The organism is Bacteroides sp. AF39-11AC (assembly GCF_003474285.1).
Classification (GTDB): Bacteria; Bacteroidota; Bacteroidia; order Bacteroidales; family Bacteroidaceae; genus Bacteroides.
On record NZ_QROH01000005.1, the window covers coordinates 111,290 to 125,524 of the forward strand.

Consider the following 14,235-nt stretch of genomic DNA (forward strand, 5'->3'; position numbering starts at 1 on the left):
GTCAACCAAGCTTAATCGACCTGTCAACCAAGGTTGACACCCAATCATCTCTAAGTCTGAACACATTTATGTCGTATCTAAAACAAATGAACATGAAGTCTTATTACTATCTTTCCCTGATGCTATGTGCATTGAGTGCAGGAGTTTCCGCTCAGGAAATAACAAAGAGTACGGATGCAGAGAGCGAACGGACGCTCAGTGCGGACAGTATTATAACACAAGACAAGCAGCTGGACAGTCTTTACCAATCTCTTCCTGAAGTAATGATTACCGGACAACGTCCCATCGTGAAAGCGGAGCAAGGTAAACTGGTGTACGATCTTCCGCGCCTTATCGGTAATCTACCCGTAGATAATGCTTATGACGCTGTGAAGGAACTGCCGGGCGTAACCGAGATGAATGGCGGGTTGATGTTGGCAGGACAGGGGGTAACCGTGATATTGGATGGCAAAGTTACCACCATGAGTACCGAACAGCTTTATTCTTTATTGAAAAGCATCCCGTCCAGTCGCATTGAGAAGGCGGAAGTGATGTACAATGCTCCGGCACGCTATCAGGTGAGGGGTGCACTTATCAATATCACACTGAAACAAAGCGCCGGAGGCCCGTCTTCCTGGCAGGGAGAGCTTTATGGCAAATATAATCAGAAACATTACGAGGGCTTCGACGAACGTGCCAGCCTGATCTATAACGGAAATAAATTCTCAGCAGATTTTCTTTACTCACACAACCACGGACGGGGATATTCTTTAACCGATAAAGAAGCTATGCACTCTCTGGCGGACGGTTCGGTTCATCATATCACAACCGATGAGATGGGCCGAAGCCGTTCGCATACCCATAGTTTCCGGATAGGAACGGATTATAATATTGCCAAGAACCATCAGCTGAGCTTTGTTTATAATGGAAGTTATTCGACTCATCATAGCCTGATGGATATTTACGGTACGCAGCAGTCCAACACTCGTAGCAACAGTACCGACTGGCTGCACAACGGGCGTCTGGACTATCGTACACCTTTCGGATTGAAAGCCGGTGCTGAACTGACTTATTACCGTTCTCCGTCCGATCAGTTGTTGCATAGTAGCATGCAAGATGAAGAGCTTGCTTTTTATACCGAAGACTGTCAGCGCATCAATCGCTGGAAATTCTTCCTTGCGCAGGAGCATAATCTGGGTCGTGGATGGGGATTGAATTATGGTGCCGTTTATACTACCAGTATCGACCACAGTTATCAGTATTATTATGATACGGAGAAGGATGCGGGAACAAAGGCAGGTGCGAGCACAGGTATTCCCGATAATATGCAATCCCGCCGTCGCGAACAAACTTTGAACTTCTATGCGGGTTTCAATAAAAGTTTCGGTGATAAACTTTCCCTGGATGCTTCGCTTGCCGTGGAACATTATAAGACGCCGGTATGGAATCAGTGGGATTGGTATCCTACCATTAACCTGAGTTATATGCCTGCCCCCGGCTATGTCTGGCAATTGGCTTTGAGTAGTGATAAGGACTATCCTGATTATTGGGCTGTGCAGAATGCCATCTCTTATATGGGCGGCGGATATTCTGAAATACATGGGAACCCGTTCCTGAAACCGGCTCAGGAATATCAACTTCAGTTGACACATATTTTGAAGAGTAAATACATCTTCACTGCGTGGTTTGCCCATACGAAAGATTACTCTACCCAGACTCTTTATCAATCTTCTGAACGTCTGGTGGAAATCTATAAGTATTTGAATTTTAATTTCAAACAACAAGCAGGAATACAGGCTTCTATACCGTTTGATATAAAGCAATGGTTAAATTCTCGTTTGACTCTGATTGGGGTATGGCATCATGAGAAGGATGATGATTTCTGGGATATTCCTTTTAACCGGAATATTTGTTATGGTATTGCTGTACTGACAAATACTTTCACTCTCTCTAAGAAGCCTGATCTGAAGCTGACACTGACGGGAATGGCTCGTAGTAAAGCGACTCAGGGAATTTATGATTTACCGTCTTCAGGGTATGTAAATGCTGCTTTGCGGTATGGCTTTGCCAAAGGAAAGGCTATTCTGAATCTTTATTGCAATGATATCTTTGAGACAGGACAGATAAAACCACGCATCCGCTTTGGTACGCAGAACGTGACGAATGATTATGCTTGTTTCAGGGAAATCGGGGTGTCGTTTACGTATAAGTTCGGAGGATATAGGGAGAAGAAGAGGGAAGAGGTGGATAGGTCGAGGTTTAAGTAACGTTGTGTGTGTGTGTACTTTTTCTTTCGGCTTGTCCCGAAAGAAAAAGATACCAAAAAGAAAGGGACCCCGGCTACGTCTCCGGTGCTACTCCGGCACTGCCATTCGCAGACGGGGCTCGAACTCGCTTCGCTCAGACAGATCGCCCCTTACCTGCGCCTGACAATGCCTACGCTTACGCACCTACGCCTATGCCGGAGAGCTGCGCGGTGGGGGCGCTGCGCTATAGACGTGGGGGATTGTATGAGTGTGTTTTTAGCAATATCTCTTATTGAAATTTCTTGTCCTCTTCGAGGAGTTCCTGGCTAAACTGTTCCGGTGGCAGAGGGGTAGAGAGTTCTATAAGATTTTCTTCGGGATCACGCAGGTATAGGCTACGCATACCCCAATCGGGCATATCCGTAGGTTCATTGATAAACTTTACACCTTTGGCTTTTAGGGCAGCAAAGGTTTCGTCTACATTATCTACACAGAATGAGAGCATTGATTTTTCACGCATCGCAACGGGCTGCTGCTTATCTGCATTGCCTACTGAAGGTGCCATCCAGTCAGATACAAAAAGGGCGAGACCCTCTATTCCGTCGGCCACTTTAAAATAGGCGTATCCGCTCGTTTCATCTCCCCAGGCTGGTTCTAAACCGAGTTGTTCAGTATAGAACTTGAAGCATTTGGCGAAGTCTTTTACTAATAATCTTACGTTGCTGAATCTCATTGTTTACTGATTAATGGTTTGTAATCTGTTTCTTATAATCAAGATGCAAATATAACCAATTTATTAGAATAGCGTTTCTAAAATTCGTATTTACCTCACCCCCCCATCAAAAAACAATCAACTCCATCCCACTATATGCCGCATGGTCCCCCGGCCTCACTGTAGGGGCGTGAGCGTAGGTGCTGTCAGGCGCAGGTAAGGGGCGATCTGTTTGAGCGAAGCGAGTTCGAGCCCCGTCTGCGAATGGCAGTACCGGAGTAGCCCCGGAAGTGCAGCCTTGAAAAGCCCGTTTTAGTGAGAGCAGCCGCAAGCTTGCTTGAGGATGCCGAACGTAAGGGCTTTCTGTAATTTTTCTTTTGGTATCTTTTCTTTTGTCTCAAGACAAAAGAAAAGTACTTTCACCAGCATAATACACATTAAAAAAATCAGAATCTTTTGCCCTTTCCTCCTCTATATTTCTTAATTTTGTCGGAACAAAATGAAGTATCAACCTTCCGCACATTCAATCTCAAAATGACACTGCGGAACCTAAATTATCGTATTATGATTAACAGATTCGTCTTAAACGAAGTATCTTACTTCGGACCGGGTGCCCGCGAAGTGCTCCCACAGGAAATTAAACGTCTCGGCTTGAAAAAGGCCTTTGTATCTACCGACAAAGATCTGATTAAATTTGGTGTGGCCGACAAGGTGCTGTCTGTACTGGACAAGGCAGGCATACCCTATGTTGTATTCAGCGATATTAAACCAAATCCTACGGTTAGTAATGTAAATGCAGGTGTGAAGGCGTTTGCAGAATCCGGTGCCGATTTTATTCTGGCTATTGGAGGCGGTTCTTCCATCGATACATCAAAAGCTATCGGTATCATCACTAATAATCCGGAATTCAGTGATGTGGTTTCTCTGGAAGGAGTGGCGCCTACTAAGAAGAAATCCGTGCCTATCATTGCTTTGCCTACTACAGCGGGAACGGCTGCTGAGGTAACTATCAACTATGTGATTACCGACGAAGTGAATGAAAAGAAGATGGTATGTGTAGATCCGAATGATATTCCTGCCATCGCTATTGTAGATGCCGAATTGATGTACACTTTGCCTAAAGGGCTGACCGCTTCTACGGGACTGGATGCATTGACACATGCTATTGAAGGCCTGATAACTAAGGGAGCTTGGGAAATGAGCGATATGTTCGAGATTAAAGCTATCGAAATGATTACCCGTTATCTGGAAACAGCCGTGTTTGAGCCGACAAATGCAGAGGCGCGTAATGGTATGGCGGTAGCGCAATATATTGCAGGCATGGCATTCTCTAATGTAGGTTTGGGTGTTGTTCACGGCATGGCACATCCGTTGGGTGCTATATTTGATATACCTCATGGTGTGGCTAATGCATTGTTGCTGCCTATTGTTATGGAATTCAATGCTCCTGCTGCGCTTGATAAGTATGTGGAAATTGCTAAGGCGATGAAAGTCTATAAAGAAGGAATGAGCCAGGAAGAGGCTGCACGTGCTGCCGTAGATGCAGTGAGAGCACTGTCAGTAAGAGTAGGTATTCCGCAACACCTTTCTGAATTGGGTATCAAGGAAAGCGATCTCGACAAGCTGGCTACGGCTGCTATTGCCGATGTTTGTACACCGGGTAATCCTCGCGAGGTGACGAAGGAGATTATTCTGGATTTATACAAAAAAGCGTTGTGATAAGTGATTAGGGGTTAGTGATAAGTGATTAGTCTCCTTGCGGCATTATAGCGCAGCACTAATCACTTATCACTAACCCCTAATCACTTATCAAACTATTCTTATGGTAACGTACTCCGAAGAGAAGCCCGTGAAGCAGAAAAATCATACGGATGATAGATATCGTTGCGATTCTGTGGACTTGTGCCTGTTATATACCAGAATATTGGTCCGAATCCAGACCGTGTAGAAGGTATCGCTTTGACACTTGAATAAGATAACAGAGGCTTTCTTATCCTAAAATCTTGCTATCTGCACTCTTTTTCGTACTTTTGTAGCTTTCAAAAAGAAAGTTGTTATTTAAAGAAATATTCTGTATGAAATCAGACATTGAAATAGCCCGCAGCATAGAGCTGAAGAAGATTAAGCAGGTAGCCGAGAATGTAGGTATTCCACGTGAAGAAGTAGAAAACTATGGACGGTATATTGCTAAGATCCCTACACATCTGATTGATGAAGAAAAAGTGAAGAAAAGTAACTTGATTTTGGTAACTGCTATTACCGCTACCAAAGCAGGTATCGGCAAGACTACGGTGTCCATCGGTCTGGCATTGGGGTTGAATAAGATCGGCAAGAAAGCCATCGTTGCTTTGCGTGAACCTTCATTAGGACCTTGTTTCGGCATGAAGGGTGGGGCAGCAGGTGGCGGTTATGCTCAGGTGCTCCCTATGGAAAAGATAAATTTGCACTTTACAGGAGATTTTCATGCCATCACTTCGGCGCACAATATGATATCCGCATTGCTCGATAATTATCTTTATCAGCATCAGGCGGACGGATTCGGGCTGAAAGAAATCATCTGGCAGCGCGTGCTCGATGTGAACGACCGTTCTTTGCGTAGCATTGTCACCGGTTTAGGTCCCAGTACGAACGGTATTACCGAAGAATCCGGCTTCGATATTACCCCTGCATCCGAAATTATGGCTATTCTCTGCCTGGCAAAGGACATAGACGACCTGAAACGACGGATTGAGAATATCATCCTTGGTTTTCGTTTTGATGGTTGCCCGTTCACAGTGAAGGAGTTAGGAGTAGCAGGAGCCATCACTGTCCTGCTGAAAGATGCTATCAATCCGAACTTGGTCCAGACAACCGAAGGATCGGCTGCTTTTGTTCATGGCGGTCCATTCGCAAACATTGCGCATGGTTGTAACTCTATTCTTGCAACGAAAATGGCTATGACTTTTGGGGATTATGTTGTAACGGAAGCCGGTTTTGGTGCCGACCTCGGTGCAGAGAAATTTTATAATATCAAGTGTCGCAAAAGTGGATTACAGCCTAAACTGACAGTGATTGTGGCTACTGCCCAAGGTTTGAAGATGCATGGAGGTGTCAGCCTCGATCGTATTAAAGAGCCCAATATGGAAGGACTGCAACAGGGCTTTGGAAATCTCGATAAACATATACGCAATCTGCGTTCATTCGGCCAGACGGTACTGGTTGCCTTCAATCGTTTTGCCAGCGATACGGATGAGGAAGTGGAAGCAATCCGCCGTCATTGCGAAGAGAAGTTAGGGGTAAGTTTCGCTGTCAATAATGCCTTTGCAGAAGGGGGAGAGGGAGCTGTGGAGCTTGCTAATCTGGTAGTGAATACCATTGAAAAGAAACCCTCTGAACCCTTGAACTTCAGTTATAGTGAAAATGACAGTGTAGAACAAAAGATAGAGAAGATAGCTTGTAACCTTTACGGTGCCAGTGTGGTGACTTACAGTATCCATTCACGTAAAATTATCAAATTAATAGAGAAGATGGGTATCGGTCATTATCCCGTTTGCATTGCCAAAACACAATATTCTTTCTCTGCCGATCCAAAGATATACGGTGCGGTGAACAACTTTGAATTCCATATCAAGGATATTGTAATCAATAATGGTGCGGAAATGATTGTTGCTATCGCCGGAGAAATTTTGCGTATGCCGGGGCTTCCCAAGGAACCGCAAGCCATGCATATTGACATTGTAGATGGAAATATAGAAGGATTGAGTTAACTATTATTTCAGATCATCCAATATAGCTTTCGGTTCTTTGACCAAATGTGTAAAAAAGAGGTCCGTAACCCTTATCGCAAGGGCTACGGACCATTTTACATTTTAACTATATATTTAATTATCTATATATACATTTTTTCTCAAAAACATATATACCTGTCAGCCGGAAAAAACAAAACCGACTGACTCGTAAAAACAAATTTCTTAATATGCAAACAGCGGATATTTTTCCATAGTCTTATTCACGCGTGCGCGAACTTCGGCAATAACCGCTTCATTTTCTACATTAGACAGAACCGTTTCAATCATTTCTGCAATTTCCAGCATCAGATCTTCTTTAGCACCACGAGTAGTGATGGCAGGAGTACCCAGACGGATACCGGAAGTCTGGAATGCAGAGCGGCTATCGAACGGAACCATATTCTTGTTTACAGTGATATCGGCAGATACCAATGCTTTTTCGGCAACTTTACCTGTGAGATCAGGATATTTGCTACGCAGGTCAACCAGCATAGAGTGATTATCCGTACCACCTGAAACGATTGTAAAGCCACGGTCGATCAATGCTTGTGCCAGTACGGCTGCATTTTTCTTCACCTGAGCAGCATATTCTTTGAATTCAGGTTGCAGGATTTCACCGAATGCAACAGCCTTTGCTGCAATGACGTGTTCCAACGGACCACCCTGGATTCCCGGGAATACGGCCGAGTCAATCAACTGAGACATCTTCTTGATTTCACCCTTCGGCGTTGTTTTGCCCCAAGGATTAGGGAAGTCTTTGCCTATCAGGATGATACCACCGCGAGGACCACGCAAAGTCTTATGTGTGGTAGAAGTAACGATATGAGCATACTTCACAGGGTTTTCCAGCAATCCGGCTGCAATCAGTCCGGCAGGGTGAGCCATATCGATCATCAGGATAGCACCTACTTTGTCTGCGATTTCGCGCATACGCTTGTAGTCCCATTCGCGGGAATATGCCGAACCGCCACCGATGATCATTTTGGGTTTTTCGCGCAAAGCAACTTCTTCCATCTGGTCATAGTCTACGCGACCGGTTTCCTTATTCAGATTATATTCACAGGGAGTATAAATGATACCGGAAGTATTTACTAAAGAACCGTGTGAGAGGTGACCGCCATGAGCCAGATTCAATCCCATGAATTTGTCACCCGGATTCAATACAGCGAGGAATACAGCTGCATTAGCCTGCGCGCCTGAGTGGGGTTGCACGTTAGCCCATTCTGCACCAAAGATTTCCTTTATGCGGTCGATAGCAATTTGTTCGCTCTGGTCTACTACTTCGCAGCCTCCGTAGTAGCGTTTGCCGGGATAACCTTCTGCATACTTGTTAGTGAGACAGGAGCCCATTGCCTCCATTACTTGGTCACTTACAAAATTCTCTGATGCAATCAGTTCAATACCTTTGAGCTGACGTTGATGTTCTTTTTCGATGATATCGAAAATTAAATCGTCTCTTTTCATTTTGCTTACTTAGATAAGTTTGATAAATCTGTGTTCTCTTATTAAGCGCACAAATTTACGGTAAAAAAATGAATAAACTGTCAGAAAAGACAGAAATTTACTTTCTAAAAGAATACTCCAAAGGAAAAGCTGAGCACATTGTCTCGCCGATGGAAACGTATTTCGTCAGCAGGTGGATCACCTTCGACGACACCGTCATCATAAGTCACTTTACGGGATATATTATGTAATCCTATATCATAACGGAAGTCGAAAAAAATACGGGAGATGGTAACGGCCACTCCAAGAGTAAAACTTAGGTTCAAAGGACGTAATCTTTCACTGATTCCCTGTTGGTCAAAGTTCTCAAAAGTAACTTCGCTCTTTTTATTCCAGATATAACGGAACTTGGGACCGCCGAATACTGCCAGGCTATAGGGACCTTCTTTAATGACATTATATCCATAAATTACAGGGATATCTATGCTGTGAATGGATGAAGTAATAGATGCCATTTCCAAAGGAGCATCTTCTGCGGCGGGTTTTTCAAAAGTAATGTTGCAGCGGTTGATGTTGTAGGATATTTCCGGTTGCAGGAAGTGGCGCTCAAAGTTGATGCGCATAAAGACAGAGCCGAAATAGCCTATCTTGTAGTTATTCTGTACCTCATCTATAGTGATGCCGTTTAATGTAAGATTGGACACAAGGAAGAGGGAAGAGGTAAAGCCGCCTTTAATACCGAAGTTCACCGGACGATCATGGTGATGTTTCTTCAGGGGTTCTTCAACCGCCGTTCCGGGCACAAGATGAGACTGTCCCCACATCGTAGCGGGGAAAATCAAAAACCACAGGATAAATATTTTCAAGACTTTGTTCATCACTTATCACTAACGGTTAATCACTATTTTTTCTTCTCAACAGACCATCCAAATTTACCGATCTTTTCACCCAATTCATAGTACCCTCCATGAACATAAACCAGCGGATTGGCTTCCGCCAGCTCCAGTTTTCCGGTTTCCGGGTTCAGATTCCGGTCGTCAGCACGTACGTTTACCACATCGGCAATAAACATATCATGGGAGCCAAGTGACATGATTTCCTTTACACGGCATTCTATACACAAGGGGGATTCTTCAATAAGAGGAGCATTGACCACAGTACTTCTTCCCGGTGTCAGATGCATTTCTTCAAACTTATTGTAATCTTTCCCGGAACGTACACCACACCAATCCGTTGCACGAGCCATATCTTTGGTCGTGAGATTAATGACAAACTCCATATTCCGTTTCAGGATTTCGTATGAGTGGCGTTCGGGACGTACAGAAATATAGCACATGGGCGGGTTCGTACAAATCGTTCCCGTCCACGCAATTGTTAGTATGTTATATTCTTCCGGAGTGCTTCCGCAGCTTACCAATACGGCGGGAAGCGGGTAAATCATTGTTCCGGGCTTCCAGTCTTGTTTCATAGGCGAAGGAGTTATGAGCTACGAGCTACGAGTGCCTTTCGGATGAGAGCTGCAAACTATAAAGCGAACATTGCGCAGCACTTGTAGCTTGTAGCTTTTGTAGCTTGTAACTCTTATATTATTTCAATTTCATTCCTGTTTTGCTCTTTCTCACAGTAATGGCATCGGATCACGCAATTTTCCTTGTCCACGACATGGAACAACGTCGCCATGGGCTCGTTGTTCGTGATACATTTGGGGTTAGCACACTTTACAATGCCGCGAAGTTCTTCTGGAAGGCTAACTTCACGCTTTTCCACCACTTCATAATCCCGGATAATATTCAACTTCACATTAGGTGCTACCACAGCGATGCGATTAATTTCGTCATCGCAGAAAAATTTATCCGCAATTTTAATAATGCCTTTAGTGCCCAGCTTTCCGCTTTTGAGATTAAAGCCAATGGTGATATTGTTATTCATGTGTTCAAGTCCCAGTAAAGAGACTACAGTGAATAGATTTTCAGAGGGGATATGGTCGATAACGGTACCGTTTTCTAATGCGGCAACCTGTAATTCTTGTTTTTTTTCGCTCATCTTTCAATTTACAATTTAGCAATTTACAAAGTACAATTTAGGCTTTCACCTCATCCAGTGTAATGCCTAATACATCGCAGAGGATAGCCTCACGAGCATACAGACCGTTTTGAGCTTGCTGGAAGTAGTAAGCTTTCGGATTATCGTCTACGTCATAAGCGATTTCATTGACGCGGGGCAGGGGATGCAGAATGCACAGATTGGGGCGGGTATGTTCCAGCATCTTGTTGCGCAGGATGTAGACGTTCTTCACCCGTTCGTACTCCATGAGGTCAGTGAAGCGCTCACGCTGCACACGAGTCATGTAGAGGATGTCGGCATCTGCTATGGTCTCTTCCGTAAAGTCCGTATGTTCCACGTACTTGATGCCATGATCGCGGCAGTAAATTTTGTATTCTTCGGGCATTCTCAACTCATCGGGAGAGATGAAGTGGAAAGTCGGGTTGAAGTGGCGCATTGCCATCAGTAGTGAATGTACGGTGCGGCCGTATTTAAGGTCGCCAACGAGGAAAATATTCAGGTTCTCCAGTGTACCCTGGGTTTTGTAGATGGAGTAGAGGTCGAGCATCGTTTGTGAAGGATGCTGGTTGGCTCCGTCTCCGGCATTGACGATAGGCACTGTGGTTACTTCGCTGGCATAGCGGGCGGCTCCTTCCAGATGATGCCGCATCACGATGATATCGGCATAGTTGCTCACCATTTTGATGGTGTCTTTCAGGGTCTCGCCTTTCGAAGAACTCGTTGCTTTGGGGTCACTGAACCCGATTACACGGGCCCCTAAGCGGTTGGCTGCTGTTTCAAAACTGAGTCTTGTACGGGTAGACGGCTCGAAAAAGAGGGTTGCAACCACTTTCCCTTCCAGTAGCCTACGGTTGGGACGGGCTTCAAACTGCTTCGCCATCTCGATCATGTAGAGGATTTTTTCCTTGCTATGTTCGGCAATGGTGACTAAACTTCTGTTTTCCATATCGTTCGTTATTTTGTTTCTTTTCGAGAGTTCAAAGGTACGGAAAAGATGCGGAGTACGGAAGAAAGACGGGAGAAAATTTAGAAGTTTTTTTGTCTCCATAGCCGACGATCTTCAGCTCATGGGACAAAAAGTTTTGCCTCATGGGATGAAAAAAAATATTTCGTGAGACAAAAAAAATAATCTCATGGGATGAAGCTGCTCATACGGTGAGATGGATGCCGGAATTTGTTTGGATCATTACCAGCATCAGCAGCAGCTTTTCTTTTTCTTTTCTGCTGTTGTTGTTATATAAAGAATATAATAAGAAAGAAAAATGTACTGCTTGTTTTGTTGAAAACGTTGAAAGATAGCGTTTTAGTGTTCAAAACTCCACTTTGTTCCTAAGCAAAAAAGTGCATTTTTCGGCAAAAAACAGCTTGGAATCGGCCGATTCCTAAGCAAAAAATGCCTCTAAAATGATCAATTCCCCCACTTTTTGGTCACCAAAATGCCATATTCTATCCCCTCAAACGCCACACTTTATCATCGGAAACGCCACATTTCATTCTCCGAAATGCCACACTTTGTGCTTGCTGAAGTGTGGCGTTTTACCCGTTAAGATGTAGCATTTTGGATGATAAAGTGTGGCGTTTTAAGAGTTTTCTATAGAATTTATAAGGGTGTTCCAATATAATTCCGTACCTTTGCCTTGTTATTTTTACAGGTAATCTGTTTTATTGATTTAGTGAATTTACAGTAATAAACATGATAAAGAACATCATAAAAATCCTTTGGATATTCTTAGCCGTCATAGTATTGGCTTGTGTCACTGTTTTCTTCTCCATTGCTAAAGGTTGGATAGGCTATATGCCTCCTGTTGAAGATCTGGAAAACCCTAATTATAAGTTTGCTACACAAGTTTTCTCGGAAGACGGGAAGGTACTTGGTACTTATTCGTTTAGCAAAGAGAACCGTGTGTATGTGGGCTATAATGATTTATCCCCCAATGTCATTAACGCGTTGATTGCAACAGAAGACGTGCGTTTTGCCGAGCATTCCGGAATTGATGCGATTGCGTTGTTTCGTGCCATTGTGAAGCGTGGCTTGTTATTCCAGAAGAATGCAGGTGGAGGTAGTACGATTACCCAACAATTATCGAAACAACTCTATTCGCCCAGTGCGGACAATGTAATGGAACGTTTGTTTCAGAAACCCATTGAGTGGGTAATTGCTGTGAAATTGGAGCGTTACTATACCAAGGAAGAGATACTTACGATGTATCTTAATAAATTTGACTTTTTAAACAATGCAGTCGGTATCAAAACTGCAGCCAACACTTACTTTGGCTGTGAACCTAAAGATTTAAAAATAGAAGAAGCTGCCACTTTAGTTGGTATGTGTAAAAATCCGGCTCTTTATAATCCCGTCCGTTTCAACGAGCGTTCACGCGGACGTCGTAATGTAGTGCTCGATCAAATGCGTAAAGCAGGATATATCACTGCCGAAGAATGTGATTCACTGCAAGCACTTCCACTGACCTTGAAATATACCCGTGTTGACCATAAAGAAGGTATGGCAACCTATTTCCGTGAATATCTGCGTGGAGTATTGAATGCTAAGAAGCCTGTGAAGGGTGATTATCGGGGTTGGCAGATGCAGAAATTCTATGAAGATTCTCTTGATTGGGAGAATAATCCTCTGTTCGGCTGGTGTGAAAAGAATACAAAGAAAGATGGTTCAAAGTACAACCTTTATACGGATGGTCTGAAAATCTATACGACTATCGACTCCCGTATGCAGCAATATGCAGAAGAAGCAGTGGAAGAACATCTGAAAGAACTGCAAGGCTATTTCTTTAAAGAAAAGAAGGGACGCAAAAAGGCGCCTTACAGTAACAGGATTACACAAGAGCAGGTAGATGAAATTCTTGCCCGCACCATGAAACAGTCCGATCGTTATCGGACCATGAAGAAAGCCGGTGCATCGGATGCTCAAATAGAAAAGGCTTTCAATACACCTGAAGAGATGTCGGTATTTACCTGGAATGGTGAAAAAGATACTATCATGACGCCAATGGATTCTATCCGCTATTACAAGCACTTCCTTCGTGCCGGTTTCATGTCAATGAACCCGCACAACGGACATGTAAAAGCGTATGTGGGTGGACCTAATTATAACTATTTCCAATATGATATGGCAATGGTAGGACGCCGTCAGATTGGTTCTACTATGAAACCTTATGTATATTCACTGGCTATGGAGAATGGATTTTCTCCTTGCGATGAGATGCGGCACGTGGAATTTCAGGGCTTCGATGAGAATGGTAGCCCTTGGGCGCCCCGTAATGCAAATACTAAACGCTACGGAGAAATGGTGACTTTGAAATGGGGCTTAGCTAATTCGGACAACTGGATTACGGCACGATTGATGAGTAAATTAAACCCGTATGAGTTAAAACGATTGTTGCATAGTTTCGGTGTGCGCAATCGCGAGATTGTGCCTTCTATTGCTCTTTGTCTTGGCCCTTGCGAGATATCGGTAGGAGAAATGGTAAGTGCATATACGGCATTTCCCAATAAAGGAATTCGTGTAGCACCTATGTTTGTAACCCGTATAGAAGATAGTGATGGCAATGTACTGGCTACTTTCTCTCCGGAAATGGAAGAAGTCATCAGTGTTTCCAGCGCTTATAAGATGTTGGTTATGCTTCGTGCCGTTATTAACGAAGGAACCGGTGGACGTGTTCGCCGGTTAGGTGTGAAAGCTGATATGGGTGGTAAGACCGGAACAACTAACTATAATGCAGATGGTTGGTTTATGGGCTTTACTCCTTCACTGGTATCCGGATGCTGGGTTGGTGGAGAAGAGCGTGATATTCATTTTGACACCATGTTGCATGGGCAAGGTGCTTCTATGGCATTACCCATCTGGTCTAAATATATGGTGAAAGTACTTGGAGACAAGACACTGGGCTATGATGAAAATGAAACATTCCAATTGCCTGAAGGTTTTGATCCTTGTAAAGACAACGGGGATGTTGATTTTGAACCAGCACAAGAAAGTGGCTTGGATGACTTCTTTGATTAAAATTCAGGT

Annotated in this window: 11 protein-coding genes; 5 read left to right on the forward strand and 6 right to left on the reverse strand. The window is 43.9% G+C overall.

Annotated elements, in window-relative coordinates:
- Window positions 1–92: 92 nt before the first annotated feature.
- The gene (locus DW036_RS11585) at window positions 93–2,246 is read left to right on the forward strand and encodes an outer membrane beta-barrel family protein (RefSeq protein WP_118464873.1); all 2,154 of its coding nucleotides are present in this window, start codon (window positions 93–95) and stop codon (window positions 2,244–2,246) included.
- Window positions 2,247–2,254: 8 nt separating this feature from the next.
- A complete protein-coding gene (locus DW036_RS25405) occupies window positions 2,255–2,521 on the forward strand; it encodes a hypothetical protein (protein ID WP_147401472.1) in 267 nt (88 codons plus the stop codon).
- On the opposite strand, the gene DW036_RS11590 is transcribed toward DW036_RS25405, so the two are convergent.
- Window positions 2,515–2,958 carry a VOC family protein gene (locus DW036_RS11590; RefSeq protein WP_118464487.1) on the reverse strand — a complete coding sequence of 148 codons (444 nt, stop codon included), beginning with the start codon at window positions 2,956–2,958 and terminating at the stop codon, window positions 2,515–2,517. The two genes, DW036_RS25405 and DW036_RS11590, sit on opposite strands and share 7 nt — an antisense overlap.
- A 543-nt stretch (window positions 2,959–3,501) precedes the next feature.
- Between DW036_RS11590 and fucO the strand changes: the two genes are divergently transcribed.
- A complete protein-coding gene (gene fucO, locus DW036_RS11595; RefSeq protein WP_118464874.1) occupies window positions 3,502–4,656 on the forward strand; it encodes a lactaldehyde reductase in 1,155 nt (384 codons plus the stop codon).
- 356 nt (window positions 4,657–5,012) lie between these two features.
- On the forward strand, window positions 5,013–6,683 hold the full coding sequence (locus DW036_RS11600) for a formate--tetrahydrofolate ligase (RefSeq protein ID WP_118464489.1): 1,671 nt from the start codon (window positions 5,013–5,015) through the stop codon (window positions 6,681–6,683).
- Between the two features lie 204 nt (window positions 6,684–6,887).
- Here the strand turns inward: DW036_RS11600 and glyA are convergent, their stop codons facing one another.
- The 5 genes from glyA to pyrB form a co-directional block, all read right to left on the reverse strand.
- Window positions 6,888–8,168, reverse strand: a complete 1,281-nt coding sequence (gene glyA / locus DW036_RS11605) for a serine hydroxymethyltransferase (RefSeq protein WP_118464491.1) — start codon at window positions 8,166–8,168, stop codon at window positions 6,888–6,890.
- A 104-nt stretch (window positions 8,169–8,272) separates the two neighbouring features.
- Entirely contained in the window at window positions 8,273–9,025 is a 753-nt protein-coding gene (locus DW036_RS11610) for a porin family protein (protein WP_118464493.1), read from the reverse strand.
- Between the two features lie 23 nt (window positions 9,026–9,048).
- Window positions 9,049–9,615, reverse strand: coding sequence for a flavin reductase family protein (locus tag DW036_RS11615; RefSeq protein ID WP_118464495.1), 567 nt, complete (start codon window positions 9,613–9,615; stop codon window positions 9,049–9,051).
- 113 nt (window positions 9,616–9,728) lie between these two features.
- A complete protein-coding gene (gene pyrI / locus DW036_RS11620) occupies window positions 9,729–10,190 on the reverse strand; it encodes an aspartate carbamoyltransferase regulatory subunit (protein ID WP_007214025.1) in 462 nt (153 codons plus the stop codon).
- A gap of 37 nt (window positions 10,191–10,227) precedes the next feature.
- Entirely contained in the window at window positions 10,228–11,157 is a 930-nt protein-coding gene (gene pyrB / locus DW036_RS11625; protein WP_118464875.1) for an aspartate carbamoyltransferase, read from the reverse strand.
- A 747-nt stretch (window positions 11,158–11,904) separates the two neighbouring features.
- Between pyrB and DW036_RS11630 the strand changes: the two genes are divergently transcribed.
- Complete coding sequence (locus DW036_RS11630; protein WP_118464497.1) at window positions 11,905–14,226, forward strand: transglycosylase domain-containing protein; 2,322 nt, start codon at window positions 11,905–11,907, stop codon at window positions 14,224–14,226.
- Window positions 14,227–14,235 lie beyond the last annotated feature (9 nt).